The organism is Vibrio cyclitrophicus (assembly GCF_024347435.1).
GTDB classification, from domain to species: domain Bacteria; phylum Pseudomonadota; class Gammaproteobacteria; order Enterobacterales; family Vibrionaceae; genus Vibrio; species Vibrio cyclitrophicus.
The window spans coordinates 3,393,140-3,415,033 of record NZ_AP025480.1; the positions used below are offsets into that span (position 1 = coordinate 3,393,140).

Here is a 21,894-nt window from a genome sequence, read left to right on the forward strand (position 1 = left end):
TCTGAAAAATAGAATGTCAGCATAAACAAACAGGGACTTTAACCTCTGTATATCAAACAATTTTTTTGATGATAAAAACATCACTACCTTTAGTTTAATGGCATCTTATGAATATTTCTAAATTTCAATTGGTCTATCTTGCAGTTCTCTCAATGCTTGGTTTTATCGCGACTGATATGTACCTCCCTGCATTTAAGGCAATGGAGATTGATTTCGCAACTGGTCCAGAACAAATCGCACTGTCTCTAACAGTGTTCCTTGGCGGTATGGCAATGGGTCAACTTCTTTGGGGTCTAGCGAGTGACAAGTATGGCCACCGAAATACACTGGCGGTTGGTCTTGTTATCTTTACTGCAGCGTCATTCGGCTTAGCATTCAGCACCGAGGTATGGCACCTACTGACACTACGATTCATTCAAGCAATCGGTGTATGTGCCCCAGCGGTAATCTGGCAAGCAATGGTTATCAAGCGTTACTCGCAAAGCAGTAGCCAGCAAATTTTTGCGACTATCATGCCTTTGGTAGCGCTATCTCCTGCACTAGCACCTCAGTTAGGTGTGTTGCTAGCAGACAGTTTTGGTTGGCACAGTATCTTTATCACATTGACGCTAATGGGCGCATTATTGATCGCAACGACCATGGCTCAACCAAAAGAAGCGCCAGAAGTAAAACAAACATCGATCAAAACCGACATCAAAGCACTGCTTCATTCAAAGCCATACATGGGCAACGTATTGATGTTTGCATCGGCGTCAGCTGCGTTCTTCGCTTATCTAACGGGTATGCCAGAGATCATGGCTCAACTGGGTTATGAAGCAAAAGATATAGGCCTTAGCTTCATTCCACAGACAATTGCATTCATGGCTGGTGGTTATTTCGGTAAGCAAGCAGTGAAGAAGTACGGTGATGGTGTGGTACTAAGAAACCTTATCGGCTTGTTCAGCGTAGCGGCGATGCTTATCTTTATCGCATCACAGTGGGAACTGACATCAATCTGGCCTCTACTAGCACCTTTCTGTTTGATTGCTGTAGCAAATGGCGCACTTTACCCAATCGTGGTAAACCGTGCTCTATCAAGTGCCAAGCAAAGCCCAGCAACGGCGGCTGGTTTACAGAACAGCCTGCAAATCAGTATCAGTGGCCTATCAAGTGCCTTGGTGGCAGCAATGGCTAGCCAAGCATTGAGCGCAACAGGTATCGCAGTGGTAATTTGTTTAGGTGCATTGTGGGTTGGCTACATCATTTCAAACAAAGAGCTATCTGAACATTTCGCTACACCGGATAACTCTCGAGTGGTGACAGATGAGAAACAAGACTAGTTTCTAATCCAATCCCCAAAAAAAAGAGCGATATTATTCGCTCTTTTTCATATCTAGATAATCATGTTTATTACGAGACTATTTTTTCTTAACCGGACGTTGCCAGTTCGCGATCTTGCGCTCTTTAGCTCGGCTGATAACTAATTCATTTTCAGCAACATCACGAGTTACTGTAGAGCCAGCACCAACGGTAGCGCCGTTACCAATAGTAACTGGTGCGATTAATTGGCTGTCTGAGCCAACAAATACGTCGTCGCCGATGATAGTCTTAAACTTATTAGCACCATCGTAGTTACAAGTAATTGCACCCGCACCTACGTTTACACGCTGACCAATTTCAGCATCGCCTAGGTACGTTAAGTGGTTCGCTTTAGAACCTTCACCAAGGCGAGTGTTCTTCACTTCTACAAAGTTACCAACGTGCGAGTTATTACGCATGTCAGCACCAGGGCGTAGACGAGTGAAAGGACCAACCGTACAGTCTTCACCGACCGTTGCACCTTCAATTACGCTGTATGGACGAACGATGGTGTTGTCATCAATCTCACAGTCTTTCAATACACAACCCGTACCGATAACCACGTTGTCGCCGATACTTACGCTGCCTTCGATGATAACGTTAGTATCAATCTCAACATCCATACCGCACTGCAGTTCACCACGCAAATCGAAACGGCTTGGGTCGCGTAACATTACGCCTTGCTTCAATAGCTTATCAGCCTGCTCAGCTTGGTAAGCGCGCTCTAAACGAGCCAGTTGAGAGCGGTCGTTCACGCCTTCCACTTCAATAGGGCTTACCGGGTGTACTGCTTCAACGGCACGACCTTCATCGTGAGCTGCAGCAATAACGTCAGTCAGGTAGTATTCACCTTGTGCGTTATCGTTGCTTAGGCCTGACAACCAACGTTTCAGATCGCCACCAGTAGCAACCATAACGCCAGTATTGATCTCTTTGATAAGCTTCTGCTCATCCGTAGCGTCTTTTTGCTCAACGATAGCGACAACAGGACCGTTACGACGAATAATACGACCGTAGCCCATTGGGTTGTCCAACACGACCGTTAACAATGCAATACCACCGTTGGGTTGAGCGTCTAATAGATTTTCAATGGTTTCTGGAGAGATGAGAGGCACGTCGCCGTATAGCACAAGTACTTTTTCATCATCCGCGAAGTGCGCAGATGCTTGATCAACCGCATGACCAGTACCTAACTGCTCAGCTTGTAGTGCCCAGTTAACAGACTCTTCAGCTAAAACAGCTTTCATCTGATCACCACCGTGGCCGTAAACCAAGTTGATGTTTTGAGCGCCTAGCCCATTACAAGTGTCGATCACATGTTTCACCATTGGCTTGCCCGCAAGCGTATGCAGAACCTTTGGTGTGTTTGAATACATGCGAGTGCCTTTGCCCGCTGCGAGAATCACTGCGCTAAACTTCATTGTAAACCTATCCAACATTATTTTTATTAAGCCGATATTGTAACCGTTTTGGGCCTATAAATTAAATCTCAATCACACTAAACCATTATTAATACGTAAAACTGAACAATTTCGATGTATCAAAAATGCAAAAAGGCGACCCGTAGGTCGCCTTTATCTCAGAACCAATAATCTTATAAAAGATTAACGGCGCTGCTTCGTCAGTTCGATAACTCGTAACTGAGCAATGGCTTTAGCCAGTTCACCGGCCGCTTGTGCGAAGTCCATGTCGCCATGCTGATTTTGGATATTCTCCACAGCCTTGCGCTTAGCTTCTTCCGCCTTTGCTGCGTCTAGTTCTTCACCACGGATAGCAGTATCAGCCAGTACAGTCGCTGTACCAGGTTGAACTTCTACCATACCACCAGAAACATAAATGATTTCTTCGTGGCCGTGCTGCTTAACAATACGCACCATACCAGGCTTGATAGCGGTCAGCAGTGGAGTGTGACCATGGAAAATACCAAGTTCACCTTCACTACCGGTCACCTGAAACGTTTCAACAAGACCAGAGAAAAGTTGTTTCTCTGCACTTACAACGTCTAGATGAAAGGTTATTGCTGCCATATCGCCTCCTAGTTAGCCTTATAGCTTCTTAGCATTCTCGATAGCTTCGTCAATTGCACCACAGTACATGAACGCTTGCTCTGGAATGTCATCGTATTCACCAGATAGAAGACCTTGGAAGCCACGTAGAGTCTCTTTAAGAGGTACGTAAACGCCTGGGTCACCTGTAAATACTTCCGCTACGTGGTAAGGCTGAGTTAGGAACTTCTCAATCTTACGAGCACGAGATACAACTTGCTTATCTTCTTCAGATAGCTCGTCCATACCTAGGATAGCAATGATATCTTTCAGCTCTTTATAGCGCTGAAGTGTAGACTGAACGCCACGAGCGATGTCGTAGTGCTCTTGTCCAACTACCAATGGATCCAGTTGACGTGAAGTAGAATCTAGCGGGTCGATCGCTGGGTATAGACCCATAGATGCGATATTACGGTTAAGTACTACCGTTGCATCCAAGTGAGCGAACGTTGTTGCTGGAGACGGGTCAGTCAAGTCATCCGCAGGTACATATACCGCCTGTACAGACGTGATAGAACCAGCTTTAGTTGACGTGATACGCTCTTGCAGAACACCCATTTCTTCAGCTAGTGTAGGTTGGTAACCTACCGCAGAAGGCATACGACCTAGAAGTGCTGATACTTCAGTACCTGCTAGTGTGTAACGGTAGATGTTATCAACGAACAGTAGAACGTCACGACCTTCGTCACGGAAGCGCTCTGCCATTGTTAGACCAGTCAGTGCAACACGTAGACGGTTACCTGGTGGCTCGTTCATCTGACCGTAAACCATCGCTACTTTTGATTCTTCAGGTTTTTCGATGTTTACAACACCTGCTTCCTGCATTTCAAAGTAGAAATCGTTACCTTCACGAGTACGCTCACCTACACCTGCAAATACAGATAGGCCTGAGTGTTGAAGTGCGATGTTGTTGATAAGTTCCATCATGTTAACGGTCTTACCTACACCAGCACCACCGAATAGACCGATTTTACCACCCTTAGCGAATGGACAAATCAAGTCGATTACTTTAACACCAGTTTCTAGAAGAGCTGTCTCGTTAGACTGCTCTTCGTAGCTTGGAGCTTCACGGTGAATGGCGTAATGCTCTTCAGCACCAATCTCGCCACACTCATCAATCGCGTCACCTAGGACATTCATGATACGACCCAATGTCTTAGTACCTACTGGTACTGAGATTGGAGCGCCAGTATTTTCAACTGTCAAACCACGACGTAAACCATCAGAGCTACCCATTACGATTGCGCGAACTACGCCACCGCCAAGTTGTTGCTGAACTTCAAGAACTAGACGTTCTTTCACTTCATTAACATTCAGAGCATCGTATACACGAGGTACTTCGCCCTGTGGGAACTCTACGTCGACTACCGCACCGATGATCTGTACGATCTTACCTGTAGCCATCGTTAATCCTCTAACTATTTAGTTTTACCTAAGCTTAAACCGCAGCTGCGCCTGAAACGATCTCAGAAAGTTCTTGTGTAATCGCCGATTGACGGGCTTTGTTATACACAAGTTCTAAGTCATCAATAATGTCACCAGCGTTATCTGTTGCTGATTTCATAGCAATCATTCGAGCTGCTTGCTCACAAGCAAGATTCTCGACCACACCTTGGTACACTTGAGATTCGACATAACGAACCAATAGTGCATCTAGTAGTGGTTTTGGCTCGGGCTCATAAATGTAGTCCCAAGAATGACTGCGTTTCATTTCTTCGCTATCTGATTTAGGCAAAGGAAGTAATTGATCGATCGTTGGTTCTTGAACCATAGTGTTTTCAAACTTGTTGAACACTACGAACAGGCGATCTAATTCGCCTTCATCATATTTCTTCAGCATAACGCTTACAGAGCCAATCAAGTCTTCAAGGCTTGGACGATCGCCCAGACCAGAAACTTGAGCTGCTACTTTCGCGCCGCTGTTGTTGAAAAATGCTGTTGCTTTAGAACCTACAATTGCAAGCTCTACATCAGCACCTTTCTCAGACCAATCCTTCATGTCGTTCATGGCTTTCTTGAACAAGTTAATGTTCAAACCACCACAAAGACCACGGTCTGTAGAAACGATGATGTAACCAACACGTTTGGCTTCACGTTCCTCAAGATAAGGATGCTTATACTCGAGGCTACCATTAGCCAAATGACCGATCACTTTACGCATTGTTTCTGCATATGGACGAGTAGCTTCCATTGCGTCTTGAGAACGACGCATTTTTGAAGCTGCTACCATTTCCATTGCTTTCGTAATCTTCTGTGTGCTTTTAACACTACCGATTTTATTACGTATCTCTTTTGCGCCGGCCATCGTTACTCTCCGTTAATGGTATGAGGTGGCCCTAAGACCACCTACCAATTACCAGGTCTGGGTTGCCTTGAAATCGTCAACAAGCTTCTTCAGCTCAGCTTCGATTTCTTTATTGAAAGCACCCGTTGTGTCGATCTGTGTTGCTAGATCGGCATATTGACCACGAGCAAACGACAGTAAAGCAGCTTCAAAATCTAGAACTTTTGACAGTTCAACATCTTGAAGGTATCCACGCTCTGCAGCGAAGATTACTAGAGCTTGGTCAAATACAGACATAGGAGCGTATTGCTTCTGCTTCATCAGTTCTGTAACTTTTTGACCGTGGTCTAGTTGCTTCTTAGTCGCTTCATCAAGATCCGATGAGAATTGTGCAAATGCAGCAAGTTCACGGTATTGAGCTAGAGCAGTACGGATACCGCCAGATAGCTTCTTGATGATTTTAGTCTGCGCCGAACCACCTACACGAGAAACTGAGATACCTGGGTCAACAGCTGGACGTACGCCGGCGTTGAATAGCTCAGTTTGTAGGAAGATCTGACCATCAGTAATCGAGATTACGTTCGTTGGTACGAATGCAGATACGTCACCAGCTTGCGTTTCGATGATAGGAAGAGCAGTTAAAGAACCAGTCTTGCCTGTCACTTCACCGTTAGTGAATTTTTCTACGTATGCTTCGCTTACACGAGCAGCACGCTCTAGTAGACGAGAGTGAAGGTAGAAAACATCACCTGGGAACGCTTCACGACCTGGTGGACGCTTAAGTAGTAGCGAGATTTGACGGTAAGCTACAGCTTGCTTAGATAGGTCATCATAAACAATCAGTGCATCTTCACCGCGATCACGGAAGTATTCGCCCATCGCACAACCAGCATACGGTGCAAGGTATTGCAGCGCTGCAGATTCAGAAGCCGATGCAACAACAACAACAGTGTTTGCTAGTGCGCCGTGCTCTTCTAGTTTGCGAACTACGTTAGCAATAGTCGACGCTTTTTGGCCGATAGCTACGTAGATAGAGAAAATACCAGAATCTTTTTGGTTAATAATCGCATCGATCGCCATTGCTGTTTTACCAGTCTGACGGTCACCGATTACTAGTTCACGTTGACCACGACCGATAGGGATCATTGAGTCAACAGACTTGTAACCAGTTTGAACAGGTTGATCTACCGATTTACGGTCGATTACACCTGGTGCGATAATTTCTACAGGCGAAGTCAATTTAGCTTCGATTGGACCTTTACCATCAATTGGCTCACCTAGCGTGTTTACAACACGACCAAGCATTTCAGGACCTACTGGTACTTCTAGAATACGACCAGTACCTGTAACTTTCATGCCTTCCTGTAGGTCAGCATACGGGCCCATTACAACAGCACCAACCGAATCACGGTTCAAGTTCAGTGCTAGAGCGTAACGGCCACCCGGTAGTTCGATCATTTCACCTTGCATCACGTCCGCTAGGCCGTGGATGCTAAGGATGCCATCGCTTACAGAAACGATAGTACCTTCATTGCGAGCTTCACTAACAACGTCGAAAGATTCAATACGTTGTTTAATTAGATCGCTAATTTCAGTGGAATTAAGTTGCATGCTCCAATCCCCATTAAGACTGCAATGCATCGCTCAGGCGGTCTAAACGACTGCGCGCTGAGTTATCGATGACTAGGTCTCCGGCTCGAATAATAACTCCACTAAGTAGAGTCTCATCTATACTGCAATTCAGCTGAACTTTGCGCGCAAGGCGCAGTTCCAATTTGCTGATAATGCTTGTGCGTTGTTCTTCAGAAAGTTCAACAGCTGAAGTAACTTCAACGTCGATCTCTTTCTCATACTCTTTTTTGAGTATAAAGAACTCTTTACAAACATCAGGAAAAGCCATTAAGCGGCCATTCTCTGCCATCACTTTAATTAAGTTCTGGCCGAATTCATCAAATTGTTCGCCACAAATTACAATGAATACTTCAGCTAATTTTTCAGCAGTCATAGAACCGCTTAATAAATTGTGAACATCATCATTTTGTGCCACTTCGGCAGCAAAAGTAAGCATTTGACCCCATTGGTCTAGCTCACCTTTATCTACCGCAAAGTCAAACGCTGCTTTAGCATAGGGGCGTGCGATTGTAGTCAAATCAGACATATACAGCCCCTTGCTTTAAAGTTTTGCAGTAATGTTGTTAAGAAGATCATCGTGTACATCTTTATCGATTGTACGCTCAAGGATTTTCTCAGCACCAGCTATAGCCAGAGTTGCGACTTGTTTGCGCAGGTCATCACGGGCACGTGTACGCTCTGCTTCAATTTCTGCTTCAGCTTGCGCTAAGATTTTCTGGCGTTCTGCCTGAGCTTCTTCGCGTGCTTCATCAATAATTTGAGCTTTACGTTTGTTTGCCTGATCAATAACCTCAGTTGCAGTGCGCTTTGCTTCTTTCATTTGCTCAGAAGCGTTGGCTTGTGCCAGGTTCAAGTCTTTAGCAGCGCGTTCAGCGGCTACAAGACCGTCAGCAATTTTTTTCTGACGTTCTTCAATTGCTTGCATGATTGGTGGCCATACATATTTCATGCAGAACCAAACAAACAGTGAAAAAGCAATTGCTTGACCTAGCAGAGTTGCGTTCATATTCACAACAGCTACCCCTCGTTAAGAATCAACTACAAAAATTTAATTAACTATTAAAGAGTTAATTAGCCTGCTAGTTGACCAACAAATGGGTTAGCAAACGTGAATAGTAGTGCGATTACGATACCGATCATTGGAACAGCATCCAGTAGACCAGCGATGATGAACATCTTAACTTGTAGCATTGGAGCCATTTCAGGTTGACGCGCAGCGCCTTCTAGGAATTTACCACCAAGAATAGCAAAACCAATTGCAGTACCTACGGCACAAAGACCAACAATAATAGCAACAGCGATTGCTGAAAAACTTAGTACAGTTTCCATTTACGTTCTCCGATTAACATTAATAGTTAGAATAAAGCTTAAAAATTTTTTAGTGATCACTATCTTCATGAGCCATTGATAAGTAAACGATTGTCAACATCATGAAAACAAACGCTTGAATCAATATAACTAAGATATGGAAGATAGCCCAAGGTAGTGCACCTACCCATTGTAAGTACCACGGTAGCATTGCCGCGATAAGAATAAACACCACCTCACCCGCAAACATATTACCAAATAAACGCATACCTAGAGATAGTGGCTTCGCTAATAACGAAATTACCTCAAGTACCAAGTTAAATGGGATCATGATTGGGTGATTAAATGGATGCAGTGCCAATTCTTTAGCAAATCCGCCTAGGCCTTTCACTTTGATGCTGTAGTAGATCATCAGAGCAAAAACACCCAAAGCCATTGCCATGGTTATATTTACATCAGCTGTAGGAACCACTTTCAAGTAAGGGATACCTAGCCAATGCTCTGCAGGATATGGTAAGAAATCGATAGGCACTAAGTCCATCAAGTTCATAATGATAATCCAGCAGAATATAGTCAGTGCTAGTGGGGCAATCAGAGGGTTGCGACCATGGAAAGTTTCTTTAACGTTGTCGCCAACGAATTCCACTACCATTTCAACAAAACACTGAAGCTTACCAGGTACACCTACTGTTGCTTTCTTAGCGACTGAGCGAAAAACCCAAAGGAATAACATCCCTGTCAACACCGAAAAAAACAGACTGTCTATATGTACGTTCCAGAAACTTGTCTCCTCTACAAGACCAAACTTAGCTAAAGAAAGGTTTTGTAAATGGTGTTCAATGTATCCGGATGCTGTTGGCGCAGCCATAACTCATCCTATTTTTTATTGTTAATGAAAAGCACTGGCGCAAAGATATTAATACCTAGAACCAGTAAATAGGTCAGTTTGAGGGGAATTAATTCCACCTGCATATACATGTAGACAATAGAGAATAGTAGAACTGTGATAAGGATCTTTAGTGCTTCGCCTGCGTAAAACGACGCCGCAACTAACTTAGTTGCGCGAGCTCCACAAAATAGGAAAGCACACACACAAAAAACCACATTCGCGATGACAAAAATACCGCCACCAACCAATGCAGCAAAACCCCAATCAGGATTAACAGCTAAACCTAACCCTATCGCCACTAATATAACCGCGCTAAGCTCGATCAATAACATTTGCTTTGCAAGCACTCGTCCTGGTCTTGCTAACGCCGCTACCATGTATTCGTTCCTCTTTAAGCCCACTTTACCACTCGCTTAAAAGCGTGCTGAGAAATTGGCGAAAATTATACGTTCAGCCAAATTGATTGCAATAAGAATGCAGCAATCATTTACATTTCTGTATACAAACCGACAACTTTTGTAAGAAATTACTTGTTTATTTCATAATTGACCTAAATCAATTATCTCATTTAGTACTCTAGTTTAGCAATAAGTTGCTCTAATTTGTGAGGCTCATCAAGAGTAATTGTCACTTTTGACTTACCGCTAACAGAACGAGTAACTGAAACGTTTGCTTGCAATTTTTCCGTGAGTCTTCGTGAAAGTTCGATGGCCTCAGTGTCTTCGGGCTTCGATTCAGCTTCAACGTCTGGTTTTAAGCACTTTTTGACAAGTTGCTCAGTTTGACGCACGGTCATTTTTTTGGTTGCTGCAGTATTCGCTGCCTCAACCTGGGTAACACCTTCAAGCGCAAGCAGTGCTCTAGCATGCCCCATTTCTAGTTGTTTACTGGAAACTAAACCTTTTACTTCATTTTCGAGCTGATTTAGACGTAATAAGTTACTAACGGTAGCTCTGGATTTACCAATCACATCGGCGACCTGCTGATGTGTCAGTGAAAACTCGTTCTGCAAGCGCTCTAGCGCTTGTGATTCTTCGATAACATTCAGATCTTCACGTTGAATGTTCTCGATCAATGCCATCGCAATCGCGGCCTTGTCTTCTACTCTCTTGATCAAGCATGGAACTTGTTTAAGACCAGCTTGACGAGCCGCTCTCCAACGACGTTCACCAGCAATAATCTCAAATTGGTCGTGCGCTAAAGGGCGTACAACGATCGGTTGGATAATGCCTTGAGATTGGATAGATACCGCTAACTCTTCTAGCGCTTCCGGCGCAATATCCTTACGCGGTTGATATACACCTGGCTTTAAGCAACCGACAGCAAGTTCGATGAGCTCACCATCAGCCGATAACGCTTGACTATGAGAAGCTACTTGTTGTTTTTCACGAGCCAGAGAGCTAGTTGCAAGCAATGCATCTAGCCCCTTTCCTAAACCGCGCTTAGACATTGAGCGAATTCCTTTGGTTAGACCTATACTGGGACTTCTTCACGACGCAACATTTCGCCTGCAAGAGCAAGATATGCCTTCGCTCCTGCGGAATATTTGTCGTAGTACATTGCTGGCTTGCCATGACTAGGCGCTTCTGCCAGACGCACATTTCTAGGGATAACAGTTCGGTAGACTTTGCTACCAAAATGTTTTTTGAGTTGATCAGATACTTCGTTCGATAAGCGGTTACGAGGATCGTACATAGTACGTAGAAGACCTTCGATCTTAAGATTCTCGTTTACTACCGCAGCGAGTTTACTGATGGTATCCATCAACGCAGTCAAACCTTCCAATGCAAAATATTCACATTGCATCGGAACCAATACGGAATCAGCCGCAGCCATCGCATTGATTGTAAGCAGGTTTAAAGAAGGTGGGCAATCGATAAAGATGAAATCATAGTTATCGCGAACTGATGCGAGCGCGTTCTTAAGACGAACTTCACGAGCAAACACTTCCATTAATTTGATTTCTGCCGCAGTCACATCACCGTTTGCGGCGATGAGGTCATAATTGCCAGATGTACTCCGACAAACTACCTCATCAAATGGGGTGTCTTCAACCAACAAATCGTAAGCAGTTGCTTCAACCTGATACTTGTCGACACCGCTCGCCATAGTGGCATTACCTTGAGGATCGAGGTCAACAACCAATATCTTGCGTTTTGTTGCCGCCATTGATGCTGCCAAATTAATGCAAGTTGTTGTTTTTCCTACGCCACCTTTCTGGTTGGCAATTGCTACTATTTTACCCACTATGGCCTCGCTGATTATCCCTGACGCGATAAAGTAACTAGATGACGCTCTCCATCAAGCTCTGGTACTTGCAAAGCTTTAATGTCTGTCACTGAACACCATTCAGGTAACAGATCAATTTCGTCTCTAGGATGTTGTCCTTTAAGAGCCAAAAATACACCGGATTGCTCTTTAGGTAAATGGTGACACCACTCTACCATGTCTGTCATTGACGCAAACGCACGACTGAGCACTGCATCAAACTTTTCTTCAGGTTGAAATTCTTCAACGCGACTTTGAACCGGTACTACGTTGTCGATACCCAGCTCATGAATCACCTGCTTGATGAAACGAATACGCTTACCTAAGCTATCTAACAAGTAAAACTCACGGTCAGGGTTCATGATTGAGAGCGGAATCCCAGGAAGACCAGGGCCGGTACCGACATCAATAAAGCGCTTGCCTTGTAAGTGAGTGCTAACAATGATGCTATCTAAGATATGTTTCACCATCATTTCTTGCGGGTCACGAACAGACGTTAAATTATAGGCCTTGTTCCATTTATTGAGTAACTCAACGTAGCCCACTAATTGGCTACGTTGTTTTTCCGATACTTCAAGTTCAGTCTGGCCAATCAGGTGATCCAGTTTTTCGCGCAATACGCTCATTATGCTTCCTCACCTTTTTTCAACAGGCCATGCTTTTTCAGATAAACCAACAAAATCGAGATTGCAGCAGGTGTAATACCAGAGATACGCGATGCAATACCGATCGAGTCAGGTTTAGCGGTAGTTAGTTTTAGAACCACTTCATTAGAAAGCCCTTTTACCTTGCTGTAGTCGATGTCAGCCGGCAGTTTGGTGTTTTCATGACGCAGTGATTTTTCAATTTCATCTTGTTGACGCTGGATATAACCATCGTACTTTACTTGGATCTCAACTTGCTCAGACGCTTGTTGATCTTCCAGTGCCGGACCAAAACGATCCAATGCAGTTAGCTGTGAATAAGTCATTTCAGGGCGACGAAGAAGATCTTCACCGCTCGCTTCACGAGACATTGGTGTTTTAAGAATTTGGTTCAGTTGATCAATATCTTCAGATTTAGGATTAATCCACGTTTCTTTCAGACGTTGACGCTCTTTCTCCATGTTTTCTACTTTCTCATTGAATCGAGCCCAACGAGCGTCATCCACCAAGCCAAGTTCACGTGATTTTTCCGTCAAACGGATATCAGCGTTGTCTTCACGAAGGAGCAAACGGTATTCCGCGCGAGACGTAAACATACGGTAAGGTTCTTTGGTGCCCATCGTCGATAAGTCATCGATAAGAACGCCCATGTAAGCTTGATCGCGACGCGGGCTCCAGCCTTCTTTGCCTTGAGTAAACAAACTTGCATTGAGACCTGCCATCAAGCCTTGTGCAGCTGCTTCTTCGTAGCCAGTGGTACCGTTGATTTGACCCGCAAAGAATAGACCTTTAATAAACTTAGTTTCGTAAGTCAGCTTAAGGTCGCGAGGATCAAAGAAATCGTACTCAATCGCATAGCCAGGGCGAACGATATGAGCATTTTCAAAGCCCTTCATCGAACGAACAATTTGAACCTGTACATCAAACGGTAGACTGGTAGAGATACCATTCGGGTATAGCTCATGAGTCGTTAGACCCTCAGGTTCGATAAAAATTTGGTGACTGTTCTTATCAGCAAAACGCATCACTTTGTCTTCAATCGAAGGACAGTAGCGAGGGCCAATACCTTCAATCACACCCGCGTACATTGGGCTGCGATCTAGGTTAGCGCGAATAACGTCATGCGTATTTTCATTGGTATGCGTGATGTAACATGGAATTTGACGAGGCTGTTGAGTTCGGCTACCCATGAACGAGAAAACAGGCGTCGGGTTATCACCGTGCTGAACCTCAAGCTCAGAAAAATCAACGCTACGCGCATCGATACGAGGGGGTGTACCTGTTTTCAGGCGATCAACTCGGAATGGAAGATCACGAAGACGGTCAGCAAGTGCGATCGATGGTGGATCACCGGCTCGACCACCAGAAGAACTTTCCATACCAATATGGATCTTTCCGCCTAGGAAGGTGCCAACAGTCAGTACCACAGCATCAGCGCGGAACTTAAGGCCCATCTGCGTCACCACACCGACCACTTGATCTTGTTCAACGATCAAATCATCAACCGATTGTTGGAACAAAGTTAGGTTTGGTGTGTTTTCAAGAGCATTTCGAACAAAAGCTTTGTAAAGTGCGCGGTCAGCTTGTGCACGAGTCGCACGAACTGCAGGGCCTTTTGATGCGTTCAATGTTCTGAACTGAATACCTGCATGATCAATAGCTTGCGCCATTAATCCACCCATTGCATCGACCTCTTTAACCAAATGGCCCTTACCGATCCCGCCAATAGCTGGGTTGCAAGACATTTGTCCTAACGTATCGATATTATGAGTAAGTAATAACGTACTTTGACCAGTACGTGCAGATGCGAGTGCGGCTTCCGTTCCTGCATGGCCACCACCAACAACGATGACGTCAAATTTTTCGTGATAAAGCATGAACCAACCTCAGGTATTCAAATGTTTTCTAGACAGATAAAAAGGAGCGATATTCTACCTGTTTTCATAGCTTGAGAAAACGTTTTTGGAATTTTTCGAAAAAGCAGTTTTTAATTAATATAGATAAGATCTTTAAAGAGATCTTTTATTAGATCTATTATTAGGATCGAGGGTGTCTGTGGATAAGTCAAAAATGATCAACAAGATCATGGATCTTTTTTGGATCAAACTATGTGATCTAACTTTGATCATGATGAGGATTAGCTGGGATCAAAATGGCTACTTATTCACAGGGTGAAATTAGTCTAAAACTTGTTATTTGGATAACTATAGGTTAATCACCGTATATGTATGATCTTATCCACAGAAGAAATTGAAAATAAATGGATAGTTTTTAATTTTTTTGGAAAAAGTTATTCACAATCACGATATTCAGAGGCAAAAAAAGCGGCATAAGCCGCTTTTTGGGATATAGGAGAGTTTAAAACTGGTCACTATGATCGTTAAACCATGCTTCTGCAGCGTCTTCAGGTACCGGAGTTTCCAGTACATCGATGGTAAAACAGTCAGAAATAGGGTGGGCACCGAGCTCTTTCAGCAAGCTGTGGACTGATTTTCCCGCCAAACAGAAGGTATCGTAACTTGAATCCCCAAGCGCTACGACAGCAAAGCGAATCTGACTTAAATCTGGTGATTGCTGGGTCAATGCGTCGATAAACGGCTTAATATTATCTGGAAACTCGCCAGCACCATGAGTTGAAGTCACTAACAACCAGAAGCCTTGTTGGGGAATGTCATCGTATTCCGGCTGGTTATGAAGGGTTATCTCTTGACCTTGCTCTTCAAGAAGATCATTAAGGTGATCGCCAACGTACTCAGCACCACCTAAGGTACTGCCTGTAATAATGTGGATCATTAAACTGTCCTTACTAAAGAAAAGGCCAGCATAAGCCGGCCTTTAAAGATTATTTGCCAATACAGAATGAAGAGAAGATGCGACCTAATAAGTCATCTGAACTAAATTCACCCGTGATCTCATTAAGATGTTGCTGAGTGATTCGAAGCTCTTCTGCCAAGATCTCTCCGGCCATATAACCTTCAAGCTGTTGTTGGCCGATGTCCAAGTGCTCTGATGCACGTTCTAAGGCGTCTAAGTGACGACGACGTGCCATGAAACCGCCCTCATTCCCACCAGCAAATCCCATGCACTCTTTAAGGTGGCTGCGCAATGCGTCGACCCCTTCGCCTGTTTTCGCTGATAAGCGAATTAGAGTGGGATCGTTAACGTGGCAAATACCTAGTTCTTCACTGGTTTGATCCGCTTTATTTCGGATCACTGTCATACCGATATTATTTGGTAGTCGATCAACGAAATCTGGCCAGATATCTTGCGGGTCAGTTGCGTCTGTTGTGGTGCCATCGACCATAAATAAAACTCGGTCTGCCTGAGCAATTTCTTCCCAAGCTCGTTCAATACCAATTTTTTCTACTTCATCTGAAGCATCACGCAGGCCTGCGGTATCAATAATATGCAGTGGCATACCATCAATATGGATATGTTCACGCAGTACATCACGTGTGGTGCCTGCAATATCGGTCACAATTGCAGATTCTTTGCCTGATAATGCATTCAATAAGCTCGATTTCCCCGCATTTGGGCGCCCGGCTATCACCACCTTCATGCCTTCACGCATGATGGCACCTTGATTGGCTTCTTGGCGCACGGCTTCCAGATTGTCGATGATAGCCTGTAAGTCAGCACTTACTTTACCGTCGGCAAGAAAATCAATTTCTTCTTCAGGGAAATCGATAGCCGCTTCAACATAGATTCGTAGGTGTATCAGTGAATCAACCAGCGTGTTAATGCGTTTAGAGAACTCACCTTGTAGAGACTGTAGTGCCGATTTTGCCGCCTCTTCCGAACTTGCATCAATTAAATCAGCAATGGCTTCGGCTTGCGTTAAGTCCATCTTGTCGTTCAAGAAGGCACGCTCTGAGAACTCACCAGGACGTGCAGCACGCACGCCTGTGATAGTTAGGATGCGTTTGATTAGCATGTCCATAACCACTGGTCCGCCGTGACCTTGCAGCTCTAACACGTCTTCGCCAGTAAACGAATGTGGGTTAGGGAAGTAAAGCGCGATACCTTGGTCGAGTTCGATGCCATCCTGAGATTTAAACGGCAGGTACTCCGCATAGCGAGGCTTGAGTGTTTTGCCTGTTACTTCTAATGCAACCTGAGTGGCCAGTGGGCCGGAAACGCGGATAATACCTACGCCACCACGGCCAGGCGCGGTCGCTTGAGCAACAATCGTATCTGTAGTCATAGTTGTGCCTGCTAGCATGTGAAAGCCACAATGGGGCGTTCACGATTAATCAATTAGCTGAATTGTAATCAGCTAAAAACAAAAAGGCGACCTTTTGGTCGCCTTTCTTTATCTCTTTCTGTTATCGAACTTACTTAGAATGTAAGCCTTTCTTTTCCAGCGCGCGATAGATAAGCGTTTGCTGAATCAGAGTTACGATGTTCGATACTAGCCAGTAAAGAACCAGACCTGAAGGGAAGAACAGGAAGAAGAATGTGAACATAACCGGCATAAAGGTCATGATCTTCTGCTGCATCGGATCCGTTACAGTTGTCGGGCTCATCTTCTGGATTAGGAACATTGAAGCACCCATCAGAAGTGGCAAAATGTAGTATGGGTCTTGTGCTGAAAGGTCAGTAATCCAACCGAAGAACGGTGAATGACGCAGTTCAACTGACTCCATTAGTGCCCAGTATAGTGAAATGAAGATAGGCATTTGTAGAAGGATAGGTAAACAGCCACCCAGTGGGTTTACTTTTTCTTTCTTGTAAAGCTCCATCATTTCTTGGCTCATGCGTTGACGGTCGTCGCCAATACGCTCACGCATTGCAGTCAGCTTAGGCTGAAGCATACGCATTTTCGCCATAGACGTGTACTGAGCTTTCGTTAGTGGGTACATAGCACCACGAACGATGAACGTTAGACAGATGATTGCCAGACCCCAGTTCACAACGATGCCTTGAATGAACGAAAGCAGAGTATGAAGTGGTTTAGCAATGAACCATAACCAACCGTAGTCAACTACTAGGTCTAGGTTTGGTGCAACAGCAGCCATTTGGTCTTGAAGTTTAGGACCAACCCAAAGCGTTGCTTTAAAGCTTGCTTCGTCGCCAGTAGCAATGGTTTTGTTCGGCATGCGAACACCGATGTCGCCAAGGTTACCAATGACACGAGTGTAAAGGTTGCTGCCTGCTTCGTCGCGTGGAATCCATGCACTTGCAAAGTAGTGCTGAATCATCGCTGCCCAACCTTGACCATTTGCTAGGTTAAGAGACAGGTTGCGATCTTGCATGTCGTCGAAGCTGTATTTTTTATAGCGTGTATCTTCCGTAGAGTAAGCACCACCACGGTAAGTTGGCATTGTTAGGCTACCACCGTCGTCCATAACGTTCTGACGTAGGTGAGCGTACATGCCGAATGTCGCGTTGTTACCAGAGTTGTTTACTACATCGTATTCAACATCCATTGCGTAGCTACCACGCTTAAGGACGAATGTTTTCGTGTACTCAAGGCCGTTCGCTTGGTAAGTCATCGGGATGCGTAGTTCATCCTGACCATCAGCAAGTGTGAAGCTATCTGCTGAAACTGTGTAGCTAGGGCGGTTTGTGCTGCTTAGGTCGATACCTTGAGGACCCACTAGACCGCTTTGAGCGATAAATTGGTGACCTGGTTCGTTCTTAAGAAGAACAAAAGTATCTTCAGAATCGAACTCTGCAGAGTAATCATTTAGATTTGCTTTAACGACATCACCACCAACCGTATCAATTGACAGAGTCAGTACATCAGTTGTTACTGTGATAGTTTTTGCAGAAGCAACTTGGCCCGGAGCTGGGTCTAGATCATCTGCATAAGATGGCGCTGGTAGGGTGCTGCCAGATTGTGCCTGCTCAATCGCTTGTGGAGCCGGGTTCTTAGCTACATTCCATTGTTGGAAAAGTAGGAAAGAAACCAAAGCCAATGCGATTAACAGGATATTACGTTGAGAATCCATCGTTATTTATCTCTGTCTTGTTTTTGGACTGGTGGAACGGGGTCAAAGCCCCCTTCGTTCAAAGGATGGCATTTTAATAGACGTTTGCCTGATAACCAACACCCTTTTACAAAACCGTGAGCTTTCAACGCTTCTATCGCATATAAAGAGCAGGTTGGAGTAAATCGGCAGCGTGGGCCGATGAGTGGACTAATAAACCATCTATAAAAATAGATGGGTATTAGCGCTATCCACGCGAAGGGCGAGACAGGCGAAGCCATAATTTGTCGAGTAGCTTGAACATTTCTTCATTGCTTAAATCTTGCGCGCTCTTTTTAGCTATTACAACATAATCTTTGTTAGGAAGTTTGTGTTGAATGTTACGAAAGCTTTCACGAGTAAGACGCTTGAATCGGTTACGACCCACGGCGGTTTTAATCTGTTTTTTCGGAACGGCTAATCCAAGGCGAGGATTTGAAAGAGAGTTATTTCGGGCAATGATGGTGAAATGAGGGGAGCCAGCTCGATGAGCTTGCTTGAAGACATTCTGATAATGTTCGGGAGTTAACAAGCGTAACTCCCGACCGAAGGCTAGCTTATTCAAAATAATCAAAGATTACTTAGAAAGACGCTTACGGCCTTTTGCACGACGTGCATTGATTGTTGCGCGACCGTTCTTAGTAGCCATGCGAGCACGGAAACCGTGAGTACGCTTACGCTTTAGAACTGTAGGTTGAAAAGTGCGTTTCATTGTAATTACCTTACTGATCAGTAGTTTTAGGTTTTTGTTAAACCCGGCGTGGGCATTTTTTCTCTTCTTTATATAAGAAAGGAAAACCGACGCCTCTCAACAAAGAGGCGGAATTGTAATCACTGTCACAAAAAGTGTCAATGATTGGGTTAACTAAAATTCCGGTCGGGGGATTATACGTAGAATATCTAAAATCACAAGGATCCTTAGTCGATCCCAACCTTATTTAAGAATTTTTTTAATTTTGGATCCTGTGGATTACCAAAAATATCCTGTGGAGATCCCTGCTCGACAATGTGGCCATCGGCCATGAAGATAACTCGGTCTGCGACCTCTCTAGCGAACTGCATTTCATGGGTAACCACCAGCATAGTTTGATGCTGATTTGCTAATTTTTTCATGAGGTTAAGTGCTTCACCAACCCATTCAGGATCGAGCGCTGAAGTAGGCTCATCGAACAACAAAAGCTCTGGTTGAAGGGCCATTGCTCGGCCGATCCCAACGCGTTGTTGTTGACCTCCAGAAAGCGCAGCAGGGTAGCTATCTGCTTTTTCTCCTAGACCAATATCATCGAGTATTTGTTGCGCTTTTTCATGGGCTTGCTTCTTTTTCCAACCTCGAACGGTAATCAAACCTTCAGCAATATTCTGCTTTGCAGTTTGGTGAGCAAATAACGCATAGTTTTGGAATACAAAACCGGTCTTACGGCGCAGTGCCAGCACCTCTGCTTTGGTATGTTTCTTAGCATCAACCTTGATATCGTCAATCGAAATCGTACCTTGATCGGCTTGCTCGAGAAAATTTACGCAACGTAGCAGTGTGGACTTACCTGTTCCACTCGAACCTATGATGACAATTATCTCACCTTGTTTGATTTCAAGGTCGATCCCTTTCAATACTTCGGTGTCACCAAACTGCTTGTGGATATTTTGTAATTTGATCATCGTACATACGCCTTATTCAGTTTCACTTCGGCCCAAATTTGAATACGAGTGAGGATAACGACCACGCCCCAATAAATCAGCGCTACAGCTAAGAAAGCCTCGAAGAAGCGGAAACTTGAAGACGCTTCCATCTGAGCTTTGGCCATGATTTCGGCTACACCTAGGGTGAATGCAAGTGAAGTCGATTTGATCATGTCGATGAAGTAGTTCATCAATGAAGGCAATGCCACGCGAGTTGCTTGCGGTAAGACGACTCGTCGCATTGCTTGGCTAGTTGTCATGCCTACAGACAAACTGGCTTCCATTTGGCTGCGATCAATACCAATAATCGCGGCACGAATACTCTCTGCCATATAAGCGGCAAAGTGAAGGGTTAAACCAATCACGGCCGCGCCAAACGCATCGAGTCCAACCATCCACGGAAATACCTGCGGTAGGCCGTAGTATAGAAGGAACAACTGTACTAGCAGCGGAGTTCCGCGAAAGAAGCTAATATACAGCTGACTCAGTTGATCGAGCACTGGGATTTTGAATACACGAATATTTGCCAATATCAAAGACAGGATAAGAGCAAAGAACAAACCCCAGGTCGCCATCTCCATGGTTGTGCCAAGATACTTCAGCAGTATTGGCAGTAGCTCTAGCATGTAATTAAAGTCAAATCCCATAATCTATCTCGTATTTTTATTGGAAGTGTTGTTTGGAAATACTGTTATATCAGGCTTTTTAATCTGAACTCAAAAGCAAAAAGCCCACCGCTGTGTAAAGCAGTGGGCTTTGAATGGAGAAAGTGAGTAATTACTTATGAGTAATATCCGCACCAAACCATTTCTGAGAGATACTTTCTAACGTACCATCTTCGCGCATTGCTGCTAATGCTTTATTTACTTCTGCTTGCAATTTTTTACCGTTGTCGTTGTCAACGAAAGGCCAAGCGTTTTCAATTGTTTCGAATGGTTGTCCCGCTAGCTGTAATGGTAGACCTGTCTTCTTGATAAGTTCTAGTGCTGATAGGCGATCCATAACGAACGCATCTGCACGGCCAAGAGCGACATCATGCTCAATACCTGTATCGTAGGTTTTCACATTGATTTTGCCATCTTTGTCGTAGCTGCGCAGCAGTTGCTCAAAGTTTGAGCCAAGGTTTACCGCAACCGTCTTACCATCTAGGTCTTCGATTCCTTTGATGCTGTCATTACCTTTACGAACGGTAATTTGTGCGCCGTCTACTACGTAAGGGTCTGCGAAAAGATATTTCGCTTTACGCGCATCCGTCATTGTAATTTGGTTTGAAATGGTATCAATTCGACCCGTTTCAAGAAGACCAAACAGACCAGAGAAGTTTGCCGTTACGTATTCAACGTTGTAATCGTTACGCTTACCGATCTCATCCCATAAATCCACTTCAAAACCTTGTAGTTGGTCTTGTTTAACGAACGTAAACGGGAAATAGCGACCAGACATACCGACTTTAACTTCAGTCGCAGCTTGAACAGTAGCAGCAGAGAGTGCGATAGCCGCAATTGCAGCCTTAATCCAGTTATTCATTTGGTAACTCCTTATATTTATGGGATTGGATGTTACTGGGAAAATGCTCTCTAGAATAAATAACCAGATGTTATTAACCATAACCAGATTGAATTCCCATTTTGGGGATAACTAGTAAGGATCCGGGCATAAGTGGATCATTATGTGAGTAAATTAGGGGCAAGATGTGTGGATCCACCGATAAATTACAAATTTATTGTGAATAACTTGGATCTTATTCACTGGATCTGTGATCAATTGCTGGTGATCTGACTTATCAACAGGTAAAATTAGCAGTCATTTCATATTACTTAAATAGAGTGAGGGCACC

24 protein-coding genes are annotated in these 21,894 nt (G+C 44.3%); 1 reads left to right on the plus strand and 23 read right to left on the minus strand.

Annotated elements, in window-relative coordinates; genetic code table 11:
- The first annotated feature begins 107 nt into the window (after positions 1–107).
- On the plus strand, positions 108–1,319 hold the full coding sequence (gene punC / locus OCW38_RS14940) for a purine nucleoside transporter PunC (protein ID WP_010433243.1): 1,212 nt from the start codon (positions 108–110) through the stop codon (positions 1,317–1,319).
- Between the two features lie 78 nt (positions 1,320–1,397).
- Here punC and glmU read toward each other — a convergent pair whose 3' ends face one another.
- From glmU to OCW38_RS15055, 23 genes are all read right to left on the minus strand, one after another.
- Entirely contained in the window at positions 1,398–2,759 is a 1,362-nt protein-coding gene (glmU, locus tag OCW38_RS14945) for a bifunctional UDP-N-acetylglucosamine diphosphorylase/glucosamine-1-phosphate N-acetyltransferase GlmU (protein WP_016797314.1), read from the minus strand.
- A 183-nt stretch (positions 2,760–2,942) separates the two neighbouring features.
- Positions 2,943–3,365: a F0F1 ATP synthase subunit epsilon gene (locus tag OCW38_RS14950; protein ID WP_010433239.1), complete on the minus strand. Its 423-nt coding sequence runs from the start codon at positions 3,363–3,365 to the stop codon at positions 2,943–2,945.
- A gap of 18 nt (positions 3,366–3,383) precedes the next feature.
- Complete coding sequence (atpD, locus tag OCW38_RS14955; RefSeq protein WP_009848119.1) at positions 3,384–4,787, minus strand: F0F1 ATP synthase subunit beta; 1,404 nt, start codon at positions 4,785–4,787, stop codon at positions 3,384–3,386.
- 34 nt (positions 4,788–4,821) lie between these two features.
- Positions 4,822–5,688 carry a F0F1 ATP synthase subunit gamma gene (gene atpG / locus OCW38_RS14960; RefSeq protein WP_009848120.1) on the minus strand — a complete coding sequence of 289 codons (867 nt, stop codon included), beginning with the start codon at positions 5,686–5,688 and terminating at the stop codon, positions 4,822–4,824.
- Between the two features lie 48 nt (positions 5,689–5,736).
- On the minus strand, positions 5,737–7,278 hold the full coding sequence (gene atpA / locus OCW38_RS14965) for a F0F1 ATP synthase subunit alpha (RefSeq protein ID WP_010433235.1): 1,542 nt from the start codon (positions 7,276–7,278) through the stop codon (positions 5,737–5,739).
- Between the two features lie 13 nt (positions 7,279–7,291).
- Positions 7,292–7,825 carry a F0F1 ATP synthase subunit delta gene (gene atpH / locus OCW38_RS14970; protein WP_010433233.1) on the minus strand — a complete coding sequence of 178 codons (534 nt, stop codon included), beginning with the start codon at positions 7,823–7,825 and terminating at the stop codon, positions 7,292–7,294.
- A gap of 15 nt (positions 7,826–7,840) precedes the next feature.
- A complete protein-coding gene (gene atpF, locus OCW38_RS14975) occupies positions 7,841–8,311 on the minus strand; it encodes a F0F1 ATP synthase subunit B (RefSeq protein WP_010433231.1) in 471 nt (156 codons plus the stop codon).
- A gap of 59 nt (positions 8,312–8,370) precedes the next feature.
- Positions 8,371–8,628, minus strand: a complete 258-nt coding sequence (gene atpE / locus OCW38_RS14980) for a F0F1 ATP synthase subunit C (protein WP_004411110.1) — start codon at positions 8,626–8,628, stop codon at positions 8,371–8,373.
- A 49-nt stretch (positions 8,629–8,677) separates the two neighbouring features.
- Positions 8,678–9,475, minus strand: coding sequence for a F0F1 ATP synthase subunit A (atpB, locus tag OCW38_RS14985; protein ID WP_009848124.1), 798 nt, complete (start codon positions 9,473–9,475; stop codon positions 8,678–8,680).
- An 8-nt stretch (positions 9,476–9,483) separates the two neighbouring features.
- Positions 9,484–9,873, minus strand: coding sequence for a F0F1 ATP synthase subunit I (locus OCW38_RS14990; RefSeq protein ID WP_010433210.1), 390 nt, complete (start codon positions 9,871–9,873; stop codon positions 9,484–9,486).
- 191 nt (positions 9,874–10,064) lie between these two features.
- On the minus strand, positions 10,065–10,946 hold the full coding sequence (locus OCW38_RS14995; protein ID WP_010433208.1) for a ParB/RepB/Spo0J family partition protein: 882 nt from the start codon (positions 10,944–10,946) through the stop codon (positions 10,065–10,067).
- Between the two features lie 23 nt (positions 10,947–10,969).
- A complete protein-coding gene (locus tag OCW38_RS15000) occupies positions 10,970–11,743 on the minus strand; it encodes a ParA family protein (protein WP_010433205.1) in 774 nt (257 codons plus the stop codon).
- Positions 11,744–11,757: 14 nt separating this feature from the next.
- The gene (gene rsmG, locus OCW38_RS15005) at positions 11,758–12,390 is read right to left on the minus strand and encodes a 16S rRNA (guanine(527)-N(7))-methyltransferase RsmG (protein ID WP_016767540.1); all 633 of its coding nucleotides are present in this window, start codon (positions 12,388–12,390) and stop codon (positions 11,758–11,760) included.
- Entirely contained in the window at positions 12,390–14,285 is a 1,896-nt protein-coding gene (gene mnmG, locus OCW38_RS15010; protein ID WP_010433200.1) for a tRNA uridine-5-carboxymethylaminomethyl(34) synthesis enzyme MnmG, read from the minus strand. The genes rsmG and mnmG overlap by 1 nt, the downstream gene beginning before the upstream one ends.
- Positions 14,286–14,766: 481 nt before the next feature.
- Positions 14,767–15,201 (minus strand): FMN-binding protein MioC, encoded by a 435-nt coding sequence (gene mioC / locus OCW38_RS15015; protein WP_010433198.1) that lies wholly within the window; start codon positions 15,199–15,201, stop codon positions 14,767–14,769.
- A 49-nt stretch (positions 15,202–15,250) separates the two neighbouring features.
- Positions 15,251–16,612, minus strand: a complete 1,362-nt coding sequence (gene mnmE / locus OCW38_RS15020; protein ID WP_010433195.1) for a tRNA uridine-5-carboxymethylaminomethyl(34) synthesis GTPase MnmE — start codon at positions 16,610–16,612, stop codon at positions 15,251–15,253.
- A 130-nt stretch (positions 16,613–16,742) separates the two neighbouring features.
- Positions 16,743–18,362 (minus strand): membrane protein insertase YidC, encoded by a 1,620-nt coding sequence (gene yidC / locus OCW38_RS15025; RefSeq protein ID WP_010433191.1) that lies wholly within the window; start codon positions 18,360–18,362, stop codon positions 16,743–16,745.
- Between the two features lie 2 nt (positions 18,363–18,364).
- Positions 18,365–18,622: a membrane protein insertion efficiency factor YidD gene (yidD, locus tag OCW38_RS15030; protein WP_004735802.1), complete on the minus strand. Its 258-nt coding sequence runs from the start codon at positions 18,620–18,622 to the stop codon at positions 18,365–18,367.
- On the minus strand, positions 18,589–18,912 hold the full coding sequence (gene rnpA / locus OCW38_RS15035; protein WP_016767542.1) for a ribonuclease P protein component: 324 nt from the start codon (positions 18,910–18,912) through the stop codon (positions 18,589–18,591). The genes yidD and rnpA overlap by 34 nt, the downstream gene beginning before the upstream one ends.
- A 45-nt stretch (positions 18,913–18,957) precedes the next feature.
- Positions 18,958–19,092: a 50S ribosomal protein L34 gene (rpmH, locus tag OCW38_RS15040; protein ID WP_004735800.1), complete on the minus strand. Its 135-nt coding sequence runs from the start codon at positions 19,090–19,092 to the stop codon at positions 18,958–18,960.
- A 206-nt stretch (positions 19,093–19,298) separates the two neighbouring features.
- Positions 19,299–20,036: an amino acid ABC transporter ATP-binding protein gene (locus OCW38_RS15045; RefSeq protein WP_261894719.1), complete on the minus strand. Its 738-nt coding sequence runs from the start codon at positions 20,034–20,036 to the stop codon at positions 19,299–19,301.
- Complete coding sequence (locus OCW38_RS15050; protein WP_010433176.1) at positions 20,033–20,704, minus strand: amino acid ABC transporter permease; 672 nt, start codon at positions 20,702–20,704, stop codon at positions 20,033–20,035. Before OCW38_RS15050 ends, OCW38_RS15045 begins: the two co-directional genes overlap by 4 nt.
- Before the next feature lie 130 nt (positions 20,705–20,834).
- Entirely contained in the window at positions 20,835–21,584 is a 750-nt protein-coding gene (locus OCW38_RS15055; protein ID WP_016784131.1) for an amino acid ABC transporter substrate-binding protein, read from the minus strand.
- Between the last annotated feature and the right edge of the window lie 310 nt (positions 21,585–21,894).

Bases quoted from the DNA above. Each gene is read 5' to 3' on its own strand.
- punC (WP_010433243.1), top strand. From the start codon at position 108: ATGAATATTTCTAAATTTCAATTGGTCTATCTTGCAGTTCTCTCAATG.
- glmU (WP_016797314.1), bottom strand. From the start codon at position 2,759: ATGAAGTTTAGCGCAGTGATTCTCGCAGCGGGCAAAGGCACTCGCATG.
- OCW38_RS14950 (WP_010433239.1), bottom strand. From the start codon at position 3,365: ATGGCAGCAATAACCTTTCATCTAGACGTTGTAAGTGCAGAGAAACAA.
- atpD (WP_009848119.1), bottom strand. From the start codon at position 4,787: ATGGCTACAGGTAAGATCGTACAGATCATCGGTGCGGTAGTCGACGTA.
- atpG (WP_009848120.1), bottom strand. From the start codon at position 5,688: ATGGCCGGCGCAAAAGAGATACGTAATAAAATCGGTAGTGTTAAAAGC.
- atpA (WP_010433235.1), bottom strand. From the start codon at position 7,278: ATGCAACTTAATTCCACTGAAATTAGCGATCTAATTAAACAACGTATT.
- atpH (WP_010433233.1), bottom strand. From the start codon at position 7,825: ATGTCTGATTTGACTACAATCGCACGCCCCTATGCTAAAGCAGCGTTT.
- atpE (WP_004411110.1), bottom strand. From the start codon at position 8,628: ATGGAAACTGTACTAAGTTTTTCAGCAATCGCTGTTGCTATTATTGTT.
- atpB (WP_009848124.1), bottom strand. From the start codon at position 9,475: ATGGCTGCGCCAACAGCATCCGGATACATTGAACACCATTTACAAAAC.
- OCW38_RS14990 (WP_010433210.1), bottom strand. From the start codon at position 9,873: ATGGTAGCGGCGTTAGCAAGACCAGGACGAGTGCTTGCAAAGCAAATG.
- OCW38_RS14995 (WP_010433208.1), bottom strand. From the start codon at position 10,946: ATGTCTAAGCGCGGTTTAGGAAAGGGGCTAGATGCATTGCTTGCAACT.
- rsmG (WP_016767540.1), bottom strand. From the start codon at position 12,390: ATGAGCGTATTGCGCGAAAAACTGGATCACCTGATTGGCCAGACTGAA.
- mnmG (WP_010433200.1), bottom strand. From the start codon at position 14,285: ATGCTTTATCACGAAAAATTTGACGTCATCGTTGTTGGTGGTGGCCAT.
- mioC (WP_010433198.1), bottom strand. From the start codon at position 15,201: ATGATCCACATTATTACAGGCAGTACCTTAGGTGGTGCTGAGTACGTT.
- mnmE (WP_010433195.1), bottom strand. From the start codon at position 16,612: ATGACTACAGATACGATTGTTGCTCAAGCGACCGCGCCTGGCCGTGGT.
- yidC (WP_010433191.1), bottom strand. From the start codon at position 18,362: ATGGATTCTCAACGTAATATCCTGTTAATCGCATTGGCTTTGGTTTCT.
- yidD (WP_004735802.1), bottom strand. From the start codon at position 18,622: ATGGCTTCGCCTGTCTCGCCCTTCGCGTGGATAGCGCTAATACCCATC.
- rpmH (WP_004735800.1), bottom strand. From the start codon at position 19,092: ATGAAACGCACTTTTCAACCTACAGTTCTAAAGCGTAAGCGTACTCAC.
- OCW38_RS15045 (WP_261894719.1), bottom strand. From the start codon at position 20,036: ATGATCAAATTACAAAATATCCACAAGCAGTTTGGTGACACCGAAGTA.
- OCW38_RS15050 (WP_010433176.1), bottom strand. From the start codon at position 20,704: ATGGGATTTGACTTTAATTACATGCTAGAGCTACTGCCAATACTGCTG.
- OCW38_RS15055 (WP_016784131.1), bottom strand. From the start codon at position 21,584: ATGAATAACTGGATTAAGGCTGCAATTGCGGCTATCGCACTCTCTGCT.